Source organism: Planococcus sp. TJ-301, assembly GCF_058268475.1.
The window spans coordinates 804,068-827,819 of sequence record NZ_JBZDOH010000001.1 but is presented as its reverse complement, the minus strand read 5'-3'; the positions used below and the strand labels follow the sequence as shown (position 1 = coordinate 827,819).

Annotated in this window: 25 protein-coding genes and 1 other annotated feature; of the genes, 18 read left to right on the top strand and 7 right to left on the bottom strand. The window is 39.9% G+C overall.

The window, feature by feature from the left end; translation table 11 throughout:
- Positions 1-439: 439 nt before the first annotated feature.
- The 4 genes from AC4EHJ_RS04230 to AC4EHJ_RS04215 all read left to right on the top strand — a co-directional run bounded on the left by AC4EHJ_RS04230 (position 440) and on the right by AC4EHJ_RS04215 (position 3,371).
- Positions 440-1,114: a DUF2711 family protein gene (locus tag AC4EHJ_RS04230; protein ID WP_490974341.1), complete on the top strand. Its 675-nt coding sequence runs from the start codon at positions 440-442 to the stop codon at positions 1,112-1,114.
- Positions 1,115-1,290: 176 nt separating this feature from the next.
- Positions 1,291-1,785, top strand: coding sequence for a WapI family immunity protein (locus AC4EHJ_RS04225; protein WP_490974340.1), 495 nt, complete (start codon positions 1,291-1,293; stop codon positions 1,783-1,785).
- A 321-nt stretch (positions 1,786-2,106) separates the two neighbouring features.
- Positions 2,107-2,571, top strand: coding sequence for a hypothetical protein (locus AC4EHJ_RS04220; RefSeq protein ID WP_490974339.1), 465 nt, complete (start codon positions 2,107-2,109; stop codon positions 2,569-2,571).
- Between the two features lie 281 nt (positions 2,572-2,852).
- Positions 2,853-3,371: a tubby C-terminal domain-like protein gene (locus AC4EHJ_RS04215; protein WP_490974338.1), complete on the top strand. Its 519-nt coding sequence runs from the start codon at positions 2,853-2,855 to the stop codon at positions 3,369-3,371.
- Between the two features lie 317 nt (positions 3,372-3,688).
- On the opposite strand, the gene AC4EHJ_RS04210 is transcribed toward AC4EHJ_RS04215, so the two are convergent.
- The 4 genes from AC4EHJ_RS04210 to AC4EHJ_RS04195 form a co-directional block, all read right to left on the bottom strand.
- Complete coding sequence (locus AC4EHJ_RS04210; RefSeq protein WP_490974337.1) at positions 3,689-4,051, bottom strand: hypothetical protein; 363 nt, start codon at positions 4,049-4,051, stop codon at positions 3,689-3,691.
- 763 nt (positions 4,052-4,814) lie between these two features.
- On the bottom strand, positions 4,815-5,717 hold the full coding sequence (locus AC4EHJ_RS04205) for an NAD(P)/FAD-dependent oxidoreductase (protein WP_490974336.1): 903 nt from the start codon (positions 5,715-5,717) through the stop codon (positions 4,815-4,817).
- A 48-nt stretch (positions 5,718-5,765) separates the two neighbouring features.
- The gene (locus AC4EHJ_RS04200; RefSeq protein WP_490974335.1) at positions 5,766-6,536 is read right to left on the bottom strand and encodes a class I SAM-dependent methyltransferase; all 771 of its coding nucleotides are present in this window, start codon (positions 6,534-6,536) and stop codon (positions 5,766-5,768) included.
- 154 nt (positions 6,537-6,690) lie between these two features.
- Positions 6,691-7,092 (bottom strand): Rrf2 family transcriptional regulator, encoded by a 402-nt coding sequence (locus AC4EHJ_RS04195; protein WP_490974334.1) that lies wholly within the window; start codon positions 7,090-7,092, stop codon positions 6,691-6,693.
- A gap of 649 nt (positions 7,093-7,741) precedes the next feature.
- On the opposite strand from AC4EHJ_RS04195, the gene AC4EHJ_RS04190 reads away from it, so the two are divergent.
- From AC4EHJ_RS04190 to AC4EHJ_RS04180, 3 genes are all read left to right on the top strand, one after another.
- Positions 7,742-8,305: a TetR/AcrR family transcriptional regulator gene (locus AC4EHJ_RS04190; RefSeq protein ID WP_490974333.1), complete on the top strand. Its 564-nt coding sequence runs from the start codon at positions 7,742-7,744 to the stop codon at positions 8,303-8,305.
- An 89-nt stretch (positions 8,306-8,394) separates the two neighbouring features.
- Positions 8,395-9,519 (top strand): MFS transporter, encoded by a 1,125-nt coding sequence (locus AC4EHJ_RS04185; protein ID WP_490974332.1) that lies wholly within the window; start codon positions 8,395-8,397, stop codon positions 9,517-9,519.
- 195 nt (positions 9,520-9,714) lie between these two features.
- Positions 9,715-9,964, top strand: a binding site (T-box leader).
- A gap of 95 nt (positions 9,965-10,059) precedes the next feature.
- Complete coding sequence (locus tag AC4EHJ_RS04180; RefSeq protein ID WP_490974331.1) at positions 10,060-10,860, top strand: methyltransferase domain-containing protein; 801 nt, start codon at positions 10,060-10,062, stop codon at positions 10,858-10,860.
- Positions 10,861-11,241: 381 nt separating this feature from the next.
- Here AC4EHJ_RS04180 and AC4EHJ_RS04175 read toward each other — a convergent pair whose 3' ends face one another.
- Positions 11,242-11,889 carry a DsbA family oxidoreductase gene (locus AC4EHJ_RS04175; RefSeq protein ID WP_490974330.1) on the bottom strand — a complete coding sequence of 216 codons (648 nt, stop codon included), beginning with the start codon at positions 11,887-11,889 and terminating at the stop codon, positions 11,242-11,244.
- Positions 11,886-12,062, bottom strand: coding sequence for a hypothetical protein (locus AC4EHJ_RS04170; RefSeq protein WP_490974329.1), 177 nt, complete (start codon positions 12,060-12,062; stop codon positions 11,886-11,888). The genes AC4EHJ_RS04175 and AC4EHJ_RS04170 overlap by 4 nt, the downstream gene beginning before the upstream one ends.
- A gap of 717 nt (positions 12,063-12,779) precedes the next feature.
- On the opposite strand from AC4EHJ_RS04170, the gene AC4EHJ_RS04165 reads away from it, so the two are divergent.
- Genes AC4EHJ_RS04165 through AC4EHJ_RS04130 form a run of 8 tightly spaced genes read left to right on the top strand, consistent with a single transcriptional unit; the run spans position 12,780 to position 18,289 of the window.
- On the top strand, positions 12,780-13,082 hold the full coding sequence (locus AC4EHJ_RS04165) for an urease subunit gamma (RefSeq protein ID WP_142826290.1): 303 nt from the start codon (positions 12,780-12,782) through the stop codon (positions 13,080-13,082).
- 24 nt (positions 13,083-13,106) lie between these two features.
- Positions 13,107-13,430 (top strand): urease subunit beta, encoded by a 324-nt coding sequence (locus tag AC4EHJ_RS04160; protein WP_490974328.1) that lies wholly within the window; start codon positions 13,107-13,109, stop codon positions 13,428-13,430.
- Complete coding sequence (gene ureC, locus AC4EHJ_RS04155; protein WP_490974327.1) at positions 13,427-15,139, top strand: urease subunit alpha; 1,713 nt, start codon at positions 13,427-13,429, stop codon at positions 15,137-15,139. Before AC4EHJ_RS04160 ends, ureC begins: the two co-directional genes overlap by 4 nt.
- A gap of 11 nt (positions 15,140-15,150) precedes the next feature.
- Complete coding sequence (gene ureE, locus AC4EHJ_RS04150; protein WP_490974326.1) at positions 15,151-15,606, top strand: urease accessory protein UreE; 456 nt, start codon at positions 15,151-15,153, stop codon at positions 15,604-15,606.
- A complete protein-coding gene (locus AC4EHJ_RS04145) occupies positions 15,599-16,285 on the top strand; it encodes an urease accessory protein UreF (RefSeq protein WP_490974325.1) in 687 nt (228 codons plus the stop codon). The genes ureE and AC4EHJ_RS04145 overlap by 8 nt, the downstream gene beginning before the upstream one ends.
- Before the next feature lie 35 nt (positions 16,286-16,320).
- Entirely contained in the window at positions 16,321-16,932 is a 612-nt protein-coding gene (ureG, locus tag AC4EHJ_RS04140) for an urease accessory protein UreG (protein ID WP_490974324.1), read from the top strand.
- Between the two features lies 1 nt (position 16,933).
- Positions 16,934-17,758 carry an urease accessory protein UreD gene (locus AC4EHJ_RS04135; RefSeq protein WP_490974323.1) on the top strand — a complete coding sequence of 275 codons (825 nt, stop codon included), beginning with the start codon at positions 16,934-16,936 and terminating at the stop codon, positions 17,756-17,758.
- A 57-nt stretch (positions 17,759-17,815) separates the two neighbouring features.
- Positions 17,816-18,289 (top strand): hypothetical protein, encoded by a 474-nt coding sequence (locus AC4EHJ_RS04130; RefSeq protein WP_490974322.1) that lies wholly within the window; start codon positions 17,816-17,818, stop codon positions 18,287-18,289.
- 312 nt (positions 18,290-18,601) lie between these two features.
- Here AC4EHJ_RS04130 and AC4EHJ_RS04125 read toward each other — a convergent pair whose 3' ends face one another.
- On the bottom strand, positions 18,602-19,423 hold the full coding sequence (locus AC4EHJ_RS04125) for an alpha/beta fold hydrolase (protein WP_490974321.1): 822 nt from the start codon (positions 19,421-19,423) through the stop codon (positions 18,602-18,604).
- 658 nt (positions 19,424-20,081) lie between these two features.
- Between AC4EHJ_RS04125 and AC4EHJ_RS04120 the strand changes: the two genes are divergently transcribed.
- From AC4EHJ_RS04120 to AC4EHJ_RS04110, 3 genes are all read left to right on the top strand, one after another.
- Positions 20,082-20,819 carry a GntR family transcriptional regulator gene (locus tag AC4EHJ_RS04120; protein ID WP_490974320.1) on the top strand — a complete coding sequence of 246 codons (738 nt, stop codon included), beginning with the start codon at positions 20,082-20,084 and terminating at the stop codon, positions 20,817-20,819.
- A gap of 170 nt (positions 20,820-20,989) precedes the next feature.
- Complete coding sequence (locus AC4EHJ_RS04115; protein WP_490974319.1) at positions 20,990-22,153, top strand: mandelate racemase/muconate lactonizing enzyme family protein; 1,164 nt, start codon at positions 20,990-20,992, stop codon at positions 22,151-22,153.
- 686 nt (positions 22,154-22,839) lie between these two features.
- Positions 22,840-23,265, top strand: a complete 426-nt coding sequence (locus AC4EHJ_RS04110; RefSeq protein WP_490974318.1) for a MarR family winged helix-turn-helix transcriptional regulator — start codon at positions 22,840-22,842, stop codon at positions 23,263-23,265.
- Positions 23,266-23,752: the final 487 nt, after the last annotated feature.

Sequence of the window (23,752 nt, the reverse complement as noted above, 5' to 3'; positions counted from 1 at the left end):
AATCAGTGATGAACAATACGTGGCCATCAGTCTAGAATCGGTTGAAAATGAAGACCCCAATTATCTTTGCTGAATTGATAACGATGAAAGGCCTCAAGCTTTGAACCTTAACTTAGAAATGTTTATGAATCGCTTTGTTGTGGCTCACGGGGTTCAATTCTGGGAGTGGCCGACTTACACCGCAGCTAGTCGCTATTGCTTGGACGATGAATAAACCATTCATAGGTACTTTTCAATCAGCAAGGGCTAAAAAGGTTTACATATCATGATGTTATTGGAGGAGTAGGAACTTCGTATGAAGAGCCCTCTCTTTTTGTTTGCAGAAATGTACTTTACAAATGTTATCTATTTCCAAAATTAACTAGATATCTTATCTACCTCTTAGTATATTAAGAAGAAAACATGTGCAGATTGAGTTTACAGGACAGGAGGACGAACGATGCTTGAATATCCACGTTTCAACGACAAGGAAACCCTATTAAAGCAGGTGGCTAAAGAATTCCAATCAGGTGCTTTTTTATTACATCCGTTTGTACAGATGCCGGAAGGGTGGACAACGGGCAAACGAGAGATGTCCCATCAGCATATTTATCCCACAAACGAAGAGATTGTAGCACTTGGCCAGTCCATCAGCTGGGAAACGGTACGGCAGAAATGCGGATTTGCATCTTTGCAAGAAGTAGGGATCGCGCTTTCTTCTATCAATTTTAAGGAGGGTGCCAGAAGAGAAGACCTGAAAGAGAAGTTAATTGCCATGTTTTCTCCCGACTTCTACTGGCCGATGGAAGACAAACCTTCCATATTCCTCTGTGAAGGGATCTTGAGGCACTTCGCTTCTCACGGGTCTCGTACCTTCTCTTTTGCAGAACCAATCGATGATACCGATGGGCAAGTGAATATTGCAACGTGCAGTCCTTTGGAGATTACGGAGATTGGGCCAGCTGAAGTACTGCTTTCAGATGAAAAGAGACAGGCAGTCTTTATTAGCCAATACGACAGGTTCACTACAATATTCTTATCCAGTGAAAAAAATATTCAGCAACTCATCGAAAAACAAGGGTGGGAAGCGGTAATTTGCAGATCTACTACAAAGATTGACTGGTTTTTGGAATAAACGATTCAGTAATAACAAGAAGCAGGAAAGGGATGTCATTTCGAAGCTGTTACAGAGCAGTTGCATAAATTGAAGAAACAAAAGATTGAAGGTAACTTAAGTGCAGTTAAGTTACCTTTAGATGAAAGATTATTTGACTGAATGATAAAATGATGCTTTAGAAAAAGAGGGTCATCATGAAAAAACTGGATATTTTAGGGTCAGAAACTAAAATTGAGATTAAGATATTAGAAAGACTTTATCCTGAATCAATTGGTTCATGGCAAGATGACTGGATTAAGGCGGCCATATCAGTTGGAATCCCTGGATATTCTGCTCATTTCCTTGCGGATTTAAGAGCAAAAGAATTTAAGGATTTTCGTGAACAATTAAAAACAATGAATCAAGAATTAGAGGGAACGGCATCCTTGATTTCGATAGAAAATGCAATCGAAGTCAATGCATCTATGGATTCGCAAGGAGGAATTTACTGGAAGGCGAGAACTCGTTATCCAATTAGTACAGAAGCCCTTCTTGATTTTGAATTTGGTTCAGATCAGAGTTATTTAGATCCATTAATCAAGGAACTGGACGATGTGCTGACAGAATTCCCTGTGCTTGAATATCAAAATGACTTCAAAAGCCATTTAACTAATTTTTTTAGAAAAATGCGTGGTTCTGAAAAAGAGTAAAATACATTCTACAAAGAGTACTTAAAGTCAGTTAGGAATTAAATGTAATTTGATTTTGAATGTAACTTATTGTGAATTAAGTTACATTCAAACCCTAATTTCAATGGACTTCGAAGAGCGTGAAGAAAAAATAGCTGCAACCGTCATTTAATTTATATCGGAAGTTTTCTATAATTTAATGCAAGAGAATGTATGGAGGGGTATGTCTATCTTTCTGGAGATTCTTTAATATAGGGTATCGAACTAGAAGACGCTAAGGTGGAAGGCGGAACATCATAATCGAATTAGTAGATGTAAAACAATAAAAAAGGGTGAGTAGAAATGGATTTCGGCAAACAATGTTCGGTCAAGTTGCAGGAGTTAGTGGGAGGACATAAGCGTTATGAGGATGTATATTTCACTCTAGATGAAATTAAACATCTGCCTAAAATACTCCAAATTTTTACTGATGTTGAAGATTTCATTATTACCCCCTATCACCTTACAGATAATTCGATTCTGGAGATTTATTGGTGTGAACTTATTATTGAAATCGTAGATCATGTACAAGATAAATTTATCGGGCTGCTGAGTGAGGCTGGTAAAACTAAATTAGAAGAGATAGAAATTAAATATATTGAGCAATGGGATTATACTCATTATCCATTTCAACAAGAGGATAATGAGGGAATTATTGAAAGTTTAGAACGCTACATATCTTATATGGAAAATAGAGAAATTGCTCTGCGAGAAGAATACGATCTGCCCCAGCATTATGAACAGGGTATATTTTATAATGTCTGGTAGAGAACATCTTAAAACTGTCGGAAATTCATGAAATACATTGGAACCCTTTGTATTTTATGAATTCCTTTCCTATTCATCTAATTACCAACATCAAAGTTTAACACAGTCTATTATAAAGGAAGTTTCATTCAATTCATTAATGCTATTGTGTTTCTAGAAAAGAGAATTCAACTTTTCTGGATAAAATAAGATGCATTCAACAAGCAGCTACAAGCATCGCCAGAAAATTTTAGGGAGGATTTAGTTTAGACGTTTCATACCCTATCGGAAGGAGGAAGAACGTGCAACATTTGACTTATCAAGTACCGGAATCGATGCGCCGTTCCACTAAGTTATCCATAACAGACGGGCAGGGGGATCTCCTGTTTTTGCTGCAGAAACGGCCGCATAAATTTGTGGCCGGTATTTTCCATGCAACCTTGCGTTTCGGATTGCCTTATACATATCAAATTTCAACTGCCGACGGGAAACCCCTGTACAGCATCGATTGCTGGTTCCCAAGAATGCACTATGAACTGACAGATCATTTGTCCTCCGAAACTATTTCCATCTCCCAGCATAGGGTTCAATTGACCGAAAAAGCTTATTCCTTTAGGCTCTCCAACCAAAACTATCATTTAGAAAAAGATCACACAGGCACTTGTTATTTAACATGTGGCCATAAAAGAATTGCCAGGGTTTCTTTGTCTTCTTCTCTGCAAATCTCGGAGGTGGACACCATTCAGATAGTCGCAGAAAACGAAGAGTTAGCATCTCTCTCTGCAGTCTTGTTCCACACTTTTTATTTCTACAATGCCTAAAGGAAGCCATACAAAAACGGCTTTCATTTAGGGTTTAAAAGAAAAAGTTCTTGGTTGTTTTAAATTCCTTTGAAGTTTACATATGAGGAATTATCCGAAGTAGCAGTTATTCTAATAGCAACATACAAAGGGAAAAGCCTTGCTAATCAGCACCGCTTTTCCCCTTTTGTCTGTAAGAGTATAATTTTACGAATGGTTTAATTTCCAAAATTAACTAGCTATCTTTTAACTCTGCTAATTGATGGTAATGCTGTCTATCGGTACACATGGCAAAGACCTACGCTGAATTCAGAGTAGGTCTTTTTTTCGCATCGGCATTACCCGACGAGCAGTGATGCAACCACCATATACAAATACCAGAACGTAAACACCCCGAACACTGCTACCTGCGTGATACGTCGCCTTTTCCGTCGTGACCCCAGCGATGCAAGCCAAAATCCGGCTAAAACTATCAAAAAATTGACCAGAACGCATATGCCTTGCCGGAACTCCGTTTTGATCGGCCGCCCGTCCGCATCCCGGTTAAACCCGTCTATCGAAATTAAATCCAGCAGGAAAATAAATTCCCACGGCCGCAAGATGTCCCAAAACGGCTGCTGGCTGTATGCAGTAAACCGCACAATGAGCATCACCACGATTAACCCCAAAAAAAGCATCTCGACTTGCTTCCACCGCTCCACCGTTTTTTCACTCCCTCAACCCCAGTCTCCAAAATAAAAGACCGCTCATGTATTCACAACAAAACGTTTAACCATTATCTAATTCTTCCTAAAACTCTTACCTTCAATGTCTCTTAAGATTAAAGGAAAGATCCATAATAAGAAAGTGGTTTTAAATATACTTAGAAAATTGAGGAGGATTTTAACCTGCGCGATGTTCAAAGAGTTTCACAAGGCAAGAGCTTATTAAAAATAAGATTATATTTTAGTTAACTTATAAACAAATAGGTACTTTATAGACTCTGGTTTTTTGTTTAAAACTCCTTTTAAAAATTTGAAAAGGGAGAGGGCGAAAGAGAATCTCAAATTTAGTATTAGGTATTAACTTTATCCTAAATCTAAATTGAGCTTACATAACAGCACTTATCGGAAGAAAAGAATTTAACAGGCTGCTGTTCTTCTTTTTATTTGAAAAAGTAAACTTTGAGAGACACCTAACTCAAAGACAAAATTATATTAGCAACAATTTAGTCAGTAATTAAGGGGCAGATATGCGATGAAGGAAACAGAAAAATAGTTATTTTTCCGCTAGTCTTATTTCGTTATTAAGTTACTGCGTATTTAATTGCTTACTTAGAAATTATATATATGGGTGATAATTACCTTAAAAAACAAAAGGGATGTACTGCAAACTAGCAGCGCTCTCGCTTTTGCTTCTTTAAACTCCTCTATGATAAAAAATTTGCAATCCACCATTTTAACCCTGTAAAAACTAAAAGGGAAGCTAGATTCGAAATTGTTCCATCGTAAGTTCAGCGTTGATGCTGGTTGCCGCAAGACTTCCAGCTGCAGCTGCTACAATTAGTTGGGTTGGGGTACCTGTTGTGGCTTCACCCGCCGCAAACAGACCTGGAGTTGTGCTTTTTCCCATCGTATCCGTCAGAATGGCAGCTTGATCATTTTTTTCAACAGGAATCGACTTCAGAAAGTCTAATTGAGGAAACCATTGCGGGTTAATAAAAGCTCCGGTTCGCTTTATTCGAGTTCCATCGGTCCATGCCACTTCTTGTAACTGTCCATCTGTTCCTTTAAATGATTGAATCGTTTGTTCCGATACAGAAATATTGTTATCATTCAGTTCTTGTTTCTCTTCTTCCGTCAAAATGCTTTTCCCATTTGTACAGATTATTAGATCTTGAGACCAATTGGAAAGGAGCTTCGCAAAGTGAAAAACTTGTGGATGATGAGAAACCACCATAAGTGGACGATCCCGCATTTCCCAACCGTCACAATAAGGACAGTAGAAGATGCTTTTTCCGTAATGCTCTTTGATTCCCTCGATATCCGGAAGGATTTCCTTTAAACCGGTGGCCACTAGCAGTTTTTTGGCCGTGAACTCTTTGAATTGCGTCCGTACTAAAAACCCTTGTTCTACTTTATGTACGTCCAACACTTTGTCGATATGATGTTCAACGGTGGGGTAGCGGACTATTTCCTCGTAAGCAATCCGACGGAATTCTGAAGGCGATACGCCATCTTGAGTCAGATATCCATGGGAAGCATGTGTGACCGCGTTCCTTGGTTGATTGGCGTCTACCAGGGCCACCTTTCTTCTGGATCGTCCTAAAACCAACGCGGCATTTAGTCCTGCCGGGCCTCCGCCTATAATGATACAATCGTAATTCAAAAAAATTCCTCCTTTAATTTTTGTTGTTATCAGCAATGATGTAGCTGGTTAGTTCTCAAGATGCACCAGCACTTTTCCAAATTTACCGCCGGTTAGTACAATTCGTTCTTTATCAGATGAGTCACGCAAATACTGTTCTGCTTTTGCCATCAGATCGCTGTCCGCGTCAATTCCGTAATCCCTGAACCATTCAGGCAACTGTGAAATGATTTCTTCAAGAGTCATCATTTTTGTCTGTTCATGTTTTTCGATCAAAGACTGATACGTGTATCCCTCTAAGTAAAGGAGATGCAGCAAATAAGCCATATCTGAAGAATGAACGGGTTCGTTTTCAATCCCTAAGGCAGATAGGATTTCTTCCATCAGGTAATTTCTTTTTGGACCGGCCATCATGCTCGCATAAAAATACTTGGTAGCAAAACTCATCGCTTTATGGACCGCTGCCCAATCTGTGATGGCCGGACACATTGAGGCAAAGACCAAATCATATGAAGCTGTAGGCTTATCTGCGATCTCTTCAAACGGTTGATTGATAATGGAAATTTCAACGGAATGAGTGCTCGCGTTGTTCTTAAGCATAGTGTCTAAATTCTTTGAAGGTTCCACCGCAGTCACTCGGGCTCCTTTTTCAGCAAAGGGAATACTGAATACGCCAGAAGCTGCGCCGACATCCAGAATAGACATTCTCTCAAATGAAGAAACTTGATGTTCAATCCACTTAATAATCCGCGCACTCCGCTTTTGCCCTTGCATACTGAAAGAAGTTTCATTGTAGGCTTTCGCCCATTTGGAAAATCCTTGGGATTCAAACGTAGCCATCCCACTTTTTTCATTCGTTTTAAAGATGTGTTCGGATCCTGCTCCCACGCTTTTTCCCAAATCTGTTGATCGAAAAACGGATGGTTCATTTCTTATTCCTCCATTTATAGATACATGATATCCTTGATTAGGGTTAAGAATAAGACAATGAATTTTAGTTCATTGTCTTATTCTTAACCAAATCAGCAATGGTCATTTTTTTTAATTGTTCTTCCATTTTCTCTTCTGCTTCAACCATCACTTGTTCAATCGGGCAGCCTGGGCCATGGCCGAAGTGGCAATCGAAAAGAGAAGCTTTGCCCTCGATCGCTTGGATAATTTCTAAAAAAGAGATGGATTCCCAATTATAGGGCAGTGAATAGCCCCCCTTAACTCCGGAAACCGAAGAAACCATTCCTTCTTTCACAAGCTTTGTCAGAATTTTAGAAAGGTAGGTCGGCGATACATCCTGTTGTTCAGCGAGTTGTTGGACACCAATGGGTTTATTTGGAGTGGATGATTGAGCTAGTTGCAGCATTGTATGAAGTGCATAGTTGGTCCCTCTTGAGAACTTCATGATTTTACTCCTTTATTTATAGACTTACAAGATACATAATATCCTTGATAAAAGGAGATGTCAAAATCTTTTGCTTAGCAAAGGCTAAGAGTGCCAATGTTGAATTCAAATATAGCCTCTTAAATTTGAACCTTAACCCGGTCTGCTTGGAAGGTAACTTATTAATTCCCATTTCTGCCCCCCTGAAATCTTGAATGATACGCCATGAATTTTCTTCATCAATCCCATAAGTCAACAAAAAAAAAGTGTATTCATCGATGGAAGAAAGAGCACTAACTGGTGATCATCCATATATCCTTCGTATTTTTCATGCAAGGTTCCACAAGCCTTAATCAACCGTCTTTTTCTTTATGACTGCTGAGGTCAGATTTTTTTGGTACATGCTTAAGTGAATGTTAAAGTTTTGATGGAATGTATTACAGCTAATATATAACTACATATAAAAAAGCAATATGACAGTCCATATGGGTTACATATGACGGATTATCGGAAGGGAAGGAGCTAAAATGCTTTTTCTCTTTCTTCGCGTTTGAAAAAGCGTACTTTTACGTAAGGTTTAAAATTAACAAATATGATTCAAGTTTCTTGCTATAAAAATACGAACTCGATAAAATATATAATGAACGTTCAACATAATGGAGGTGGTTACATGAAACAGTCATTGAAAAAAGAGGCTATATTGAACTCGGCTGAAAAATTATTTTATCAGCATGGTTTTCATGCAGTTGGCGTGAAAAGTATATTGGATCACGCTGGAGTTGCACCAATGACAATGTATTATCACTTCAAATCAAAGGAAGAGGTAATCAAAGAAATATTAATGCAAAGAGATCAGCGATATCTTCAAAGTATTGAAGACACGATCAATAAAGAAGAGGGAATTAATGCATATATGGAATCGTTGTTTAAAGCCCATATTGATTGGATAGAAACAAAAGGTTCGAATGGTTGTTTATTTTTAAGAGCAAAGCAAGAGTATGAAGGCGTTAACGATGAAATTGCAGCATTAAGCAAAGAACATAAACAGTCATTCCTGAATAAGATTGAAAATGATTTGGAACTTTTCCATGCACCTAAATCTCTTGGAATGCAAATCACGATTATTCTGGAAGGCTTGACAGCTATGGTCCAAACCCCTGAGTTGAATAAGGTGAAAGAAGCAGCAGCAGAACTAATAAAAAATCTTTATATTTCAGAGGATGAAATTAAGTAGTGAGCTGAGAGCAATGTTAAGTTAAACAACATTGCCTTTTATTTTTCCTATTTGTTATAATGAACGTTCTACATAAAGGAGTGATTCCGATGCAAGCAAAAAAATTAATAACAATAGGGTTGCCAATGATTGCGGTGACATATGGTTTATCCCGGTTCAGTTATGGACTAATGCTTCCTTATATCACTGAAGAGATGAACATGGACCCTTCCGCGAGTGGTCTGATCTCGTCTTTGTCCTATATTGCTTATTGCATGGCAATCGTATTGGCGATGGTATTTTCGAATAAAGTGACTTCAAAATCGTTGCTCATCGTAGCAGGATTGACATCAATCATTGGTCTGGGTGTTATCGCCATTTCTTCCAGCCCTATAATAATCGGGTTAGGTATATTTCTGGCAGGATTGAGTACAGGGTTGTCATCTCCTCCTTATGCCAATATTGTGGATACAAACATAGAAACAAGGTTACAGAACCAGACGAATTCATGGATCAATTCGGGCACAAGCATCGGGACTGCCTTTACAGGAGTGGTTGTTATCCTTATGGCCGACAACTGGAGAGAAACGTACATGATTTTTATGGTCATTGCTATTCTTGTATTAATCGCGAATTATAAAGGACTTCCTAAAAATCAAAATTTGAAAAAGGAAAGCAAGGCTGGTTTTTCTAAACAGGAAGGGAAGCAGTCTGTTCAATTGATTTTGGCGTCCCTACTTTTAGGGGTATCCTGTTCGGCCTATTGGACATTCTCAAGAGATTTTATATTGAATCTGGAGAGCGCACCTCCATACCTTGGGGAGTGGTTATGGGTAATTATTGGCGTTGCGGGATTGTTGGGCGGAACTGCTGGAGTCTTTATCGACAAATTCGGCTTGATGACAGCTTATAGAATATCGGTAGTAGCTCTTTCAACTTCATCTCTTTTACTCGGAAAATTTTCCGGAAACAATCTGATGAGTTTTTTCTCACCTGCTCTTTTTGGCAGCTCCTATATTTTTATGACAGGAGTATTGATTGTGTGGGGGATTTCTGTATTTAAGAGCAGTCCATCATTTGGACTTGGAGTGCCTTTCTTAATATTGGCGCTTGGTCAAGCAGCAGGCTCTATTTTCTCTGGCTTGATAGCTAATATTGCAGGATATCCTGCTCTTTTTATCGGAGCTTCTGTAATTGGCTATATAACCTTAGTATTTAGACATGACTCCAATTAAGTATTTCGATTCTGAACCTGCGGTTGCTAAAGAAAACACTAATATCTTGTGAAAGTGAATAGTTGATTAGTTTACATATCCCGTGTTATCAGCAGTATATTCACACTTGACATAAAGTATGGTGAGATAGACAACTAAAAAACGAACTATTTACAATTTATGAAATAGTTGCTATCCTTAGTGAAACGAAGTAAGTATAAAGCATTGATGAGAAGAGTAGTTAAGAATTGACCATTCACAGAGAGCTCTGGCCTGCTGAAAAGGAGCAATGATCGACTTAATGAATAAAGTCTTGGAGCTTCTTGCCAACCTGATTTTGCGATTAGGGATAGCAAGACGGATTCCCCCGTTATGAGGATAGGGTATGTTTGTACCCGATGAGGTTAGCATGGTGATATGCTGACAAACTAAGGTGGTACCACGAAAATCAACTTTCGTCCTTAAGATTGATTTCTTAAGGAGGAAAGTTTTTTTATTGGCAGCAATTCAATGTTTCTAGAAATAGAGACTGAGTAAAAATAGAAAAAAGGGACTGATAGAGTGGAAAACGTGGAAACGGTGCGGAAATTTTATGATGAGACAGTCGATTATGAATGGAACAGGCTCGAGCGGCATAAAGTCGAGTTTGAACTGACGAAACGCTTCCTTAAGCGTTATATTAAACCGACGGACAAAGTGCTGGATTTAGGTGGCGGACCAGGAAGATATGCGTTGCATCTCTCTGAGCTGGGTTGTGAAGTCACTTTGGCAGACTTATCACCGAATAATGTAGCGTTTGGATTGGAGAAGGCAAAAGAACTTAACCTGACGCTGCAAGGCATGTGTGTCGATAGCCGGGACTTATCAAGCATCGATGAAAAGCAATTTGATCATGTGCTTTGCATGGGGCCGATGTATCATCTAGCCGATCAAAAAGATCGGATTCAGACCATTAAGGAATGTTTGCGGGTATTAAAGCCCGGAGGAATACTTTTTGTGGCTTTCGTGTCTTCTTATTCGTTTGTGTGGGATTACCTCATCCATAATCCCCAGTTTGTATTGGAAAAAGAACGGAAAGCACAATTGGAAATCCTGTTAAAAGACATCAATTTCGCTGGACAGGGCTTTACCGATAATTTCTTTATGCGTCCTAAAGAAGTACTTCCATTCTTTGAGCAGTTTGATCTTGAAAAGCTAAATCTCTTGAATTGTGAGAGCTTCCTTTATTTACGGGAAGCGGAACTCTTAAAACAGTCTCCGGAAGTCGTCTCTGCTTGGTTGGATCTGGCGGAGCAAGTGTGTGAACGGGAAGATTTATTAAGCTTGGCCGAGCATATTATGTACATTGGTAAAAAATTATGAGCACAGTAAACGGTATGGTCAACATACTGTTTATGAATTTAGTACCTAGTCAACATATAACCCCTTATCGGTAGAAAGGGAATTTCACCCTTATCGTTTTAATAGCTTTTGTAAATTGAAGATATAGTTGAGATTGTTTAATCAGCTAAATTCTCTGCATCCTTGGTACAGTAGAATTACAAGGCTTAATTTGAAACAACTTTATTGCCAGCATACAGCTGGATCCTTAGGTTCAGTTTTTTATTTCGGAAAGGCTAAGTGTGAGGGATGGAGCGAGGCGTACGGTTGCTGATCGGAACAGATTACGTATTTTAAACAAAAAATGCCCTTTCAGCTGGAATGAGCTGAAAGGGCATTTTTTAGGCTGTTCTATTTACTTGCTCACTTTTTCGCATATTCCTCTTCCCATACCTGATTTAAAACCTGGCTGAATGCTTCAACCGGCTGCGCACCGGAAACAGCGTATTTATTGTCGATTACGAAGAAAGGAACACCCTGCACACCGACTGCACGCGCCTCAGAAATATCCTGCTCCACTTTTTCGGCGTTCGCTTGATTTTCCACGACTTTACGTACTTCAGCGCCGTCAAGGCCGACTTCTTCTGCCAGGCGGACGAGGGTTTCGGTATCGCTTAGAATTTCACCATCCGTGAAATGCGCAACATAGGAACGCTGGAAGAATTCATTTCCTTTTCCCTGTTCTTTTGCATATTGGAAAACGCGGTGGGCATTAAATGTGTTTGCCAATTTCGCTATGTCGTAATTGATATTGACGCCTGAGCGGGTTGCCGACTCTGCCACATTTTGCAGCATCGCCTCGGCCTGTGCTAAAGGCAGGCCTTTCATATCCGAAAAAGTTTCGGCATAATCCTTACCGGGCACATACTCCCCGTCTGGCATCAGCTGGAAACTTTTATATTCAATGTTAACGTCATCCGCATGTTCAAATTTCTCCAATGCTCCATTCAAATGGGCCTCGCCGATAAAGCAGAACGGGCATACAAAGTCTGACCAGATCGTTATTTTCATTTTTTATCCTCCTTTTTTTGATCAAACGGCCCGCAGATGCCTGTTTGGACATCACAGGCAAATCCGGTGGACTCACCAAAATCAATCAGCTTAATTCCACTAAGGTCCGGCAGTGTATGGTTTGACATAGCTTGTTTTACTGCTGTCGATTCATTTTTCATTTCTTTACCCATTCCATAACCCTCCTTATAGCATGTTTATCATTGATGGTAAAGGAAAACGCGGACATATTCTAATAATTGGATCGGGTGTTGCTGAAGAGTGCAATTTATGAAGGTTTTACCTTCTTTCAGTCTTCGCTTTTTTTTCAAATATTAAGAGAAAGAAGATTTTTATTAATGAAACCAAAAAACTCTCTGCGTTGCCTAACAGTTAGATAAAAGGGGGCAAGGGCTTGGAGAAGTGAGAGAAAGACCGATTACTGACAGAAGTGATGGATGAGTATGGGCATTATTTGGTGCGGCTTGAATATTCGTTTATCAAAAAGCGGACGAAAGCGGAGAACATTGTGCAGGACGTATTTATCCGCTATTACTTAAATCTGGAGAAATTCAAAGCAAAGCTTACATAGGACCTCATAACGTAAGGGGAGAGGTGATAGTTTTAGCTTCTTTCCTTCCTATTGTTCGTTAAAGTGTACTTTTACGAACGCTTATTTTAACCAGTTTTCTAAAATATGGAACTTAATGTTGAAATCATATATATAATTTTCTTGCCTTTACATACATCAATAATAAGTTGCTCTAGAAGGAGTTTAAAAGCCGATCGCTTAGGGAAAAATTAAAAAAAGAATTTTTCTGAAAAATCAAATATTTAGAATGCCACTAAAAATGAAAGTCTCTGAAAGGACTTTTTTTAGTTTCTGATAAAAAAGAGAGGAGGAATAGACTATGCATTTATTGCCTCGTGAGATTGACAAATTGATGATTGTAGTCGCTGCAGATTTGGCAAAAAGGCGGCGGGAAAGAGGATTAAAGCTTAACCACCCGGAATCGGTAGCCATCATAACTTACGAAATAGTAGAAGGAGCACGGGATGGAAAGACAGTTGCAGAATTAATGGAATTCGGAGCGACAATTTTAACGACAGAAGACGTCATGGAAGGTATTCCTGAAATGATTAAAGACATTCAAGTTGAAGCAACATTTCCTGATGGCACGAAACTAGTGACTGTACACAGTCCAATTCGTTAATTTAAGCAAAGGAGGAATAGGGGTATGGAGCCAGGAGAATATGTATTGAAAGACGAAGATATAACTTGCAATGAAGGAAGAGAAGTCTATGTGGTTTCCGTTATCAATACAGGCGACCGGCCTATACAGGTGGGGTCACATTTTCACTTTTATGAAGTGAATCCAGGTCTTCAGTTCATCCGGGAAGAAGCTTATGGAAAACGTTTGAATATTCCTGCCGGGGCGGCAGTACGGTTTGAGCCTGGAGATGAAAAAGAAATTGAGCTGATTCAATTTGTTGGAGAACGCCGGGTATTTGGTTTCAATAACAAGGTCGATGGGCCACTGGAAAGCAGGGATGGATCATGAGTTTCAAAATGTCCAGAAAGCAATATGCAGAAATGTTTGGACCTACAACGGGCGATGCAGTTCGGCTTGCTGATACCAATCTGTTTATCCAAGTTGAGAAAGACTTTACGACGTATGGAGAAGAAATGGTATTTGGCGGCGGGAAAGTCATCCGTGATGGAATGGGCCAGCATCCTCTTGCCGCACGTGAAGACGGAGTTCCTGACACAGTCATCACGAACGTTATCATTTTTGACTATACCGGAATTGTAAAAGCTGACCTTGCTATACGAGACGGGAAGATCTTCGGCATCGGCAAAAGCGGCAATCCGCTCATTATGGATAATGTAGATATCATTGTCGGCACAGCAACCGAAGTGATAGCGGGCGAGGGGCTGATCGTAACTGCAGGCGCCATTGATACCCATGTACATTTTATAAATCCTGAACAAGTGCAAGTAGCGCTATCAGCTGGAACGACGACATTGATCGGTGGCGGTACGGGTCCGGGAGCCGGGTCGAAAGCAACAACCGTTACGCCAGGTGAATGGAATATCCATCGAATGCTTGAAGCGGCAGAAGGCTTGCCAATAAATATCGGATTCACGGGCAAAGGTCACGCAGCAACTTCCGCACCTTTAGTAGAGCAAGTAAAAGCAGGAGTCATCGGACTGAAAGTCCATGAAGATTGGGGCGCAACAGGTTCTTCTCTCGATCATGCACTTCGCGTCGCAGATGAATATGACATCCAAGTCGCTCTCCATGCGGATACTTTAAACGAAAGCGGATTTATGGAGCAGACAATGGCTGCAGTAAAAGACCGCGTCCTACACATGTACCATACAGAAGGAGCGGGCGGCGGACATGCGCCAGACTTAATCAAATCAGCAGGCTATCACAATATATTACCGTCTTCGACCAACCCAACCCTACCATACACTGTCAATACAGTAGATGAACATCTAGATATGGTGATGGTTTGCCATCACTTGAATCCTTCAGTACCGGAAGATATTGCTTTTGCCGATTCCCGAATACGCCGCGAAACGATTGCGGCAGAAGACATCCTGCATGATATGGGTGTATTCAGTATGGTCAGCTCCGACGCACAAGCCATGGGCCGAATAGGAGAAGTCGTCATTCGCACGTGGCAAGTAGCAGACAAGATGAAAATGCAGCGCGGAATCATGGAAGGCGATAGTGAATACGCTGACAATAACCGGGCGAAGCGCTATATTGCGAAATATACGATCAATCCCGCTATTACCCATGGGATTTCAAACCATGTCGGCTCGATTGAAGTAGGCAAAATGGCAGATCTCGTTTTATGGAATCCAGCATTTTTTGGTGTGAAACCGGAAATGGTTCTGAAAAATGGAATGGCTGTCGTGGGCTTGATGGGAGACGCCAATGCATCTATTCCAACACCGCAGCCGTATATTTCACGTCCGATGTATGCCCAGTATGGTAAAGCATTATCAAGAAGTTCCGCAACATTCATTTCTCAAGCAGCTTTTGATGACGGCGTTCATGAAAAACTCGGACTTCAAAAAATCATTCTGCCTGTAGGAGGAATCCGTACCCTGTCGAAAAAAGACATGAAATTGAATTCGGAAACGCCTGATATCACCGTAGATCCGCAAACGTACGAAGTGAAAATAAACGGAGCGCTGCTGACATGTGACCCTGTAGACAAGGTGCCAATGGGGCAGCGATATTTCTTATTCTGAGGTGAATTGAATTGATAATTGAAGAAGTAGTAATGAATGTAGAAGATATGGATAAAAGTGAAATCGATAAGCGGCACATTGAAAAAGTCTATTTGGAAAGCGCGTATTTGGTCAAACGGATTCAGCGTGTCAAGACCGATCACGGAAACGAGCTTGGAATCCGCTTAAAACAAGCGCGTGATCTAGTTGCGGGCGATGTGCTGTTCATGGACGACAAAAACATGATTGTAGTAGACGTGCTATCCGATGATTTGATTGTTATCAGTCCCCGAACTATAGAAGAGATGGGAAACATCGCCCACCAGCTTGGAAACCGGCATTTGCCCGCTCAGTTTGAAGGCAATGACATGCTTGTCCAATACGATTACCTGGTGGTAGCTCTACTGGAGGAATTAGGAATTGCATTTAGACGAGAAGACCGCAAGGTGAAAAAAGCATTCCGCCACATCGGCCATAGCCATGAATAAAAATCTGCTCTCGCTGTTTCAGATATGCGACTCAGGCTTGCCGACGGGGGCTTTCAGCCATTCGTTCGGTTTGGAAAGCTATATACAGGCTGATATTGTAACAGACCAAAAAACGTTCTTTGACTGGCTCTGCGTCTATGTCCATGACCAATTGATCTACACTGATGGACTGGTTTGCAGGCTGGCATATGAGGCGCTTGAACAGCAGGATTATCAAGAAATATGGAAATGGGACCGGATGTTAATGGTTCAGAATTTACCGAGGGAAACACGAGAAGGCACGCAAATGATAGGCGACCGTTTGCTGAAAATCGCCCAATCGCTCTACGATTTTCCAGTGCTTGCGCTTTACCGGGACCGGATTGACAAGAAGCAGGCGTTTGCCCACCCTTCAATCGTATTTACGATGATTGCCTATGGGCTGCAGGTTTCAAAAGAAGATGCCATTCTGTACTATCTGTATTCAGCTTCATCTAGCCTTGTTCAAAATGCCGTCCGGGCGATTCCCTTAGGGCAGACGGCGGGAATTATGATCACACACGAATTCCATCCTGAGTTGCAATCGGCAACGAAGAAAATCATGCAGCTTACAGGGAGTGACTTCGGCATTGTGTCACCTGGTCTTGAGCTTTCCCAAATGCATCATGAACGCGTCAACATCCGTATTTTCATGTCGTAACTATAGAATTTTTAAAAAGAGAAGGAAGTGTTTAGATGGGACCGATTAAAATTGGTGTCGGCGGGCCGGTAGGAGCAGGGAAAACCATGCTCGTTGAAAAAATAACCCGCAACTTGGAACAGGAAATTGAAATGGCTGTCATCACAAATGATATCTACACGAAGGAAGATGCCAAGTTCTTAATGGAAAACGGCGTACTTCCAGAAGACCGCATTATCGGAGTTGAAACGGGAGGATGTCCACATACAGCCATTCGTGAAGACGCCTCAATGAACTTTGCGGCAATCGACGAATTGATAAAGCGCCATCCGGACGTCGAACTTATTTTCGTTGAAAGCGGCGGCGACAACTTGGCAGCAACCTTCAGTCCGGAGCTCGTCGATTTTTCAATTTACATCATTGATGTGGCACAAGGTGAGAAGATTCCGCGAAAAGGCGGCCAGGGAATGATCAAATCGGATTTATTTGTTATCAATAAGACCGACCTGGCTCCTTATGTAGGTGCACGCTTGGATGTCATGGCTTCAGATACAAAAGTATTCCGCGGCGACAAACCGTTCGTTTTTACAAATCTGAAAACCGAGGAAGGGCTCGATCAAGTCATTGAATGGATGAAGACCCATGTTCTGTTAAAAGGGCTTGAATAATATGACCTCATGGACAGGCGAGCTCTCGCTGGATTTAGAAGAGAGAAAAGGAAAGACGGTTGCTAGAAATGTGTTCTTTCAAGGAGCATTCAAAGTGATGCGGCCGATTTACCATGACGATACGGGTAAAGTCTGTTACTACTTGCTGAACCCTGGCGGCGGATATTTGGATGGAGACCGTTATCGGATGAAAGTGACTGCCAACGGAGGTGCTAAAGTTACCTTAACGACACAATCCGCGACGAAAGTATATAAGACGCCGAAGGGACATGCCTATCAAGAGACGGATATAGTGCTAGAGAAAGGAAGTTATTTGGAATTTCTTCCTGACCCGTTGATTGCTTATGAAAATGCACGGTATCTGCAAAAAAATACCATACGGATGGAATCCGGAGCAGTTTTTCTTTACACTGATATTTTAACGCCTGGATGGTCCCCAACTGGCGGTAAATTCACCTATCACACCGTCCAGTTGATCAATGAAATTTATATGGACGGGGAACTTGTTGTCTATGACCACATCAAATTATCTCCGGAAAAGCAAGACATTTCCGGTTTAGGGTTTATGGAAGGTTATAGCCATATCGGTTCAATGATTGTTGTTGGTGAGCAAACAGACAGTAAATTACTCGATGACTTGTATGAGTCGATTGTTTCCCTGGGAGCCGATGTGAAATTCGGCCTGTCTCAACTGGTGGTACCAGGATTCAGCATCCGGATACTGGCTAACTCAACGCAAGTCATCGAAAGAATTATTGCCGAATGCCATCGCATTATCCATGAACAGTGGTTCGGCATCACACCGAACTCTTTAAGAAAGTATTAAGCCAGGTTATAAGCTATCAGTTCAGCAAAGTGACAAATTTTTTAAGGAGGTTAGGTGATGAGCGGAGAAAAGAAGGATGAACCTGAACTGAAAGATTTCGCAGTAGAATCGGTTTTTGAAGACCGATTTTATGAACGATATGCTTTTACATTTAAAGTGGAGGATCATAAATTTAAAGGCTATTTTTTTGAAAATGAAATTCAATGGCTGCATCCTCATCCTAAGCAATTGATTGGTGAAGAAAAAGTGGATGCGATTGAAACAATGATCCATAAGCTGATGGCTCAATATGGCATTTCAAGTGAAATGAAAGAATTGGAAGTGCATCCGGTTTTTGAGGACAAAGCTTATAAACGTCACCAATTCACTTTGAAAGTGCAAGGGGAGAAATACAAGGGATTTGTCCACGAAGATGAAATTCAATGGTTTCATCCTCAGCCGAAACAAAAGCTGAAAGAAGAACAAGTGGAGGCAATCGAAGCCGAAATTCATCAGAAGTTCTCAAATTATCAAAAAGATGAAGACAAATAAAAAGAAAGTCCTGCGCACTCGCAGGGCTTTCTATTTTAGTTGTCATCTATTTTTTTATCCGATTCTTCAATGTTCCACAACACACCGAATCCATGGTGGCCGAGCGTGCGCGTACTGATGCCTGAAATATTTTTATTGATTCCGTATAGAGCTTCCAGATAAATCAGGAGTTGACAGATATATCTTTCGATTCTATAAAGTTAACGATTATTGCTGCAGTGTCCTTAATTGAATAATTTTGGCTATATGATATCACTAATTGTAGATTCAGAGGTTTTACTAAAAAATTTTTTTTTTTGCTACTTTTGCGTATTAGGAACCCAAAAGATAATCGAATATTATACTGATGGTCTCCTCTGCATCACTAATGTGCGGACTGTGGCCTTCGGCATCCATTAGGTGATATTCACTGTCTTTTATCTGGCTATGTACATACTCACCTACGCGTTTTGGGGCGATTAAATCATTGCGTGTCTGCAGAATCAAAGTCGGAACAGGAACTTCCTTCAATACCTCACGGACATCCGACAAAAAAGTGGCTTCCGCAAAGTTGCTGATTACGTCCGGATCATTGCCACATAGTAGTTGCTCGAATTCAGCCGCCAGATGGGGACGTTCAGCGTTTTGCATAACGAGCGGCGACAAAAAGCGCGCAAATTCGTTATAGTCAACTTTAATCATTTCAAGCAAGCCTTCGATTTCCGCTTTTTCAAATCCCCCCTGATAGTCCTGTTCATTGAGAAAATACGGAGAAGGTCCAATCATAATTAGATTCTTCATCAGTTCCGGACGCTCGACCGCCGCCAATGCACCAATCATGCTGCTGACTGAATGGCCGATAAACACTATATTTTCTAAGGACAAGGCGTCGCATAATTCTAGAAGATCCTGTTTATAACCATCCAATGTCCGGTACCGTTCTTTGTTGTAAGCAGATTTATCACTTTTACCGGAGCCGACATAATCAAACAATACAACCCGATATTTCGTTTCGAAAGCCGGTGCAATCTTGTCCCAGACATATTGGTCACAACCGAAACCATGCGCGAACACCAGAACCTTTTCGGTCTGCCCTTTTATCCTTACATTATTTCTCTTAATCACTTGTGCAGCCGTTTTCTTTGTTGCCGTCAAACTATATCACCTCTTTTTGTTATAAGATCATTTTCATAAGTGAACTTAAGTATACTTCATTAAAAATATAATCAATAACTCTGGGTATTCACTTGAATTTTATATATTTCTTAGGAAACAAGAGAGCAATAGTAATTTCAAAAGCAAATTTATATTTCTCTATTTTTTCAAATGCAAGTATTTATATATATTTTTCTATGAAGATATTAAATATTTTTAGGACTCTTTATAATTATACCATTGTAATAGAGCATAAAATTTCTTCTGTAAATAAATAGAAAATAAAAGATCTTTTCTTGTAGAATTACGTCACCACAACCAAAGGGAAATGGTGACAGGAGTCGGGTATATGTTTTATAATGCAGCGATTAAGCAGGTCATGCGCGTTCTAAAAGTCTGTAACGCTCAAGCCCAATAAAGATATCATATGGGAGAAGTTGTTGAAAGAGTTTCAGTGGAAGTTCGGCGAGGCCATAATTGTGAAAAATAGTTGAAAGCTCACTTTTTGATGCCTGAGAAGATTCCAACCCCGAAATTTTTCCATCAAGCGATAGATTACAGTAAGGGAGTTGCGTGTAAAACCGCGCTCATTGAGATGGAAATCTGATATACTTCATTTAATATCGGGACTTTAATAAATTGAAATTTGGTGAATATCATGAAGGAAAAAGAGAGACGAAGCAGCGATAACACTGCTCTAAAGAAAACCTTATTGCGATATAAAGAAGAAGCAAACGAAGATCGTTTGCCGCAGCAGGCCTACATTATTATTCAAAAAGCGATTCGAAATCTACAGCTTCAACCTAATGAGGCTTTTTTGGAACGTGAAATTATCGAAATGCTTGAAATGAGCCGGACGCCTGTTCGCGAAGCATTAATTCGATTGGAGATGGATCGCTGGATTAGGTTGATCCCTCGAAAAGGCTTTAGTGTTGAACCAATCATAAAAGAAAATATTGAGCAAATTTGTCAAATTGCTGAAGCACTAGATGGCGTGGCTGCTGAGTTAGCCACGTTAAATATGGAAGAAAAATATCTCGAAATCTTGGATTCCCTTATTGCGCGCCAAGAGAAGTATCTGGATGAAAAAAATTTAAAGGCCTATTTAGATGCAGATAATCAATTTCATAATTTAATCGTTGAGTACTCCCGGAATGAACGGCTAAAAAATGTAATGGATAGTCATTCTGATCAATTATATCGGGCACGGTTATTTACCATTAATGAGCGAAAGCTTCCTGTCCGGTCCATTAAGGAACATCGGGCAATAGTAGCTGCAATGCGAGCCCAAGACAGCAAAGCAGCGCAACTCCTCATGCATTCCCACAGGCATCGTGGAGGACAAGAAATCTTGGGGATTATCGAAAGCAAGCCAACGAATAAGCAGGAAAAATAATGCAAGACGTTTCTTTACAAGAAGCGTCTTTTTTATATATGTGGCTATTTAATAAATTTATTAAATAGCTATTTACGTTATTTTAATTAATTTGAAGCTTTTTATTGACATTAATAAATTTATTAATTATTCTATAAACAGATAACAAATACGAAATGGGAGGTTTTAAGATGAAGATCATTGATATCAAAGAAAAAGCCGTACCGATTAAATCGAGTATCAGCAATGCGTATATTGATTTTTCAAAAATGACCGTTTCTGTCGTTGCAATCGTTACGGATGTATTTAAAAATGGCAAAAGGGTTGTAGGCTATGGATTTAATTCGAATGGCCGGTATGCTCCAAGCGGACTTCTCCACGAACGGTTTATCCCGCGTTTATTAGAAGCGGAAACAAATGACATTCTAAATGATGAAGGCTCAAATTTTGATGCTCATAAAATCTGGGATATTTTGATGACGGGCGAAAAACCAGGCGGCCACGGGGAACGGTCGGTTGCGGTGGGAACGCTTGATATGGCAGTTTGGGACCTTATTGCAAAAATAGAAGAAAAACCACTTTATCAACTGCTGGCCGAACGTTATGGAGATGGAAAGCCAGACGATAAAGTATTTGTATACGCAGCAGGCGGCTATTATCAGCCAGGAAAAGACGATAAAATGCTCCAAGAAGAAATGAAAGGCTATCTTGACCTAGGTTATTCAGTTGTGAAAATGAAAATTGGAAACGGTTTAGAAGAAGATCTTCGACGAATTGAAGCCGTACTGGAAGTGGTGCCATCTGGCCAATCGCTGGCGGTGGATGTAAATGGCCGATTTGATTTGGAAACAGCGATTCAATATGCAGAAAAGCTGGAGCCCTATAATTTGTTTTGGTATGAAGAAGTAGGAGATCCGTTAGACTACGAGCTTCAAGCGGAGCTTTCCAAGCATTATAAAAACCCTATGGCAACGGGGGAAAACCTGTTTTCCATGCAGGATGCCCGAAATCTCATTCGCTATGGAGGAATGAGGCCTGACCGGGATTATCTGCAATTTGACTGTGCATTAAGTTATGGGCTTGTGGAGTATATGAGAATATTGGATATGTTAAAAGAACACGGCTGGTCTTCACGCCGCTGCATTCCGCATGGCGGGCATCAATTGTCGCTGAACATTGCAGCAGGATTGGGTTTAGGAGGGAATGAGTCGTATCCGGGAATTTTTGAACCATTCGGAGGATTCGCCGATGACATTCCTGTTGTCAATGGGTATGTAGGTTTGCCTGACGTTCCAGGAATAGGTTTTGAAACAAAAGCACCGTTAATTAAATTGCTTCGTTCAGTGGCTGAATAATATATTTCAAAAACAATTGCTTTTTGTAAATGAGCCCTAACTTTCGAACAATTTAAGAAAAAAGTAAACTTAAGCTTTTACTCCAATAAGATGGCATCGATACTGTGGTTTTACCACTGTGTCAATGTCATCTTATTTTAGTTCCACTGTTTTCGTGTTATAAACGAGCTGTAATCATCTTATTCATACCGGACCATTTTCTTTTTATAATGAGCGTATTTAAACGCTTGAATTTAAACGCTTCATTTTCAGCAATGAATATAAAATTTTATAGGTCAATTCCATCTATATTACATTGGGTAGGGCGATTAATATATGGCAAGTAAGAGCTTTAAATTTCACAGTGTTATGCAAATAAATGTTATAGAAATCATCCTAATATCGAGTAGTTAGAGGAATGGTTAGTAACTATCTGAGAGATTATCGAAAGAGAAGAAGCGAATACCTGAGTTTCTTCTTTTTTGTTCGATAAAGCATACTTTTATGAACGCTATTATGAATAGATATGGTCTCGAATTTAATCATATAAAAAACCTTGTTTGAAGTTTATAAAAATTATAATAGATAACGTTAGTTCGATTAAACTAATTAAGTAAATTATTTAGTTTGCTAAACAGATGTTGACAACTGAATTTTACGATGATATATTTAGTGGGCTAAATATATCATCACTTGGAGGGTTATCTATGAAAGTCACTGTAGATTGCGATATCCGTGAGTCTTTAGATAAAGTGTCATCTAAAATGCGTCGGGATTATAGCGAAAGCCTAAGAGAAATTAATCTTTACGTTGGACAGGACAATTTACTCGCCCGTTTATGGGCAGGAGATGGAGTCACTCAAATGCAATTATGCGAGCATTTGAAATGCGAGCCGCCGACGGTCACCAATATGGTTAAATCGTTGGAACAGAACGGGTTCATCATCCGTAAGCGCGATGAACGAGACGGCAGGGTTATGCGGATTTATCTGACTGACGAAGGGAAAGAGTTAGAAGGTCCGGTTGATTTTAAATGGAAGCAGCAGCAAGAAAAATTACTGCATTCCATTTCACCGGAAGAACGCTTAATATTAAGAGAATTGATGAAGCGAATGGAGAAAAATTTATTCTAAGTTTTCTCTGAACTTGTATTTAGCAAGCTAAATATATTTTTAAAAATAATCGTGTTATGGAGAATCCTAATTTTAAAAGTTGATTAGCGATCATTTATTTAGCAGGCTAAATAAAAAGCTTATTTTTTAGTGTAATTAACTTCAGTCCGTAATAATTCTTTTAAAAAGGTGTGAGGTAAATTCATGAACGTTGAAAATAGCAGTATTCTAACTTGCATTAAAGATCGTCCTGGAATAAGCGCAAAAAAGATCGTTTCATGTTTGGACTCAAAAACGATTAATTTATCAGTTATGGAAGAATCCACTTCACAAGTTTCTATATTTAAGAAATTGCGTACGTTGAAAAGAAATGGAACTGTTCATAATAGAGGTGATCGTTGGTACATTATGAATTGCAACAAATAAGATAAGAATCAACGAGGCTTTACAACTTAAAAGAAGTCTATTTTAAAGAGTGAAATTTATAGGCAGTACTTGGTAAGTACTA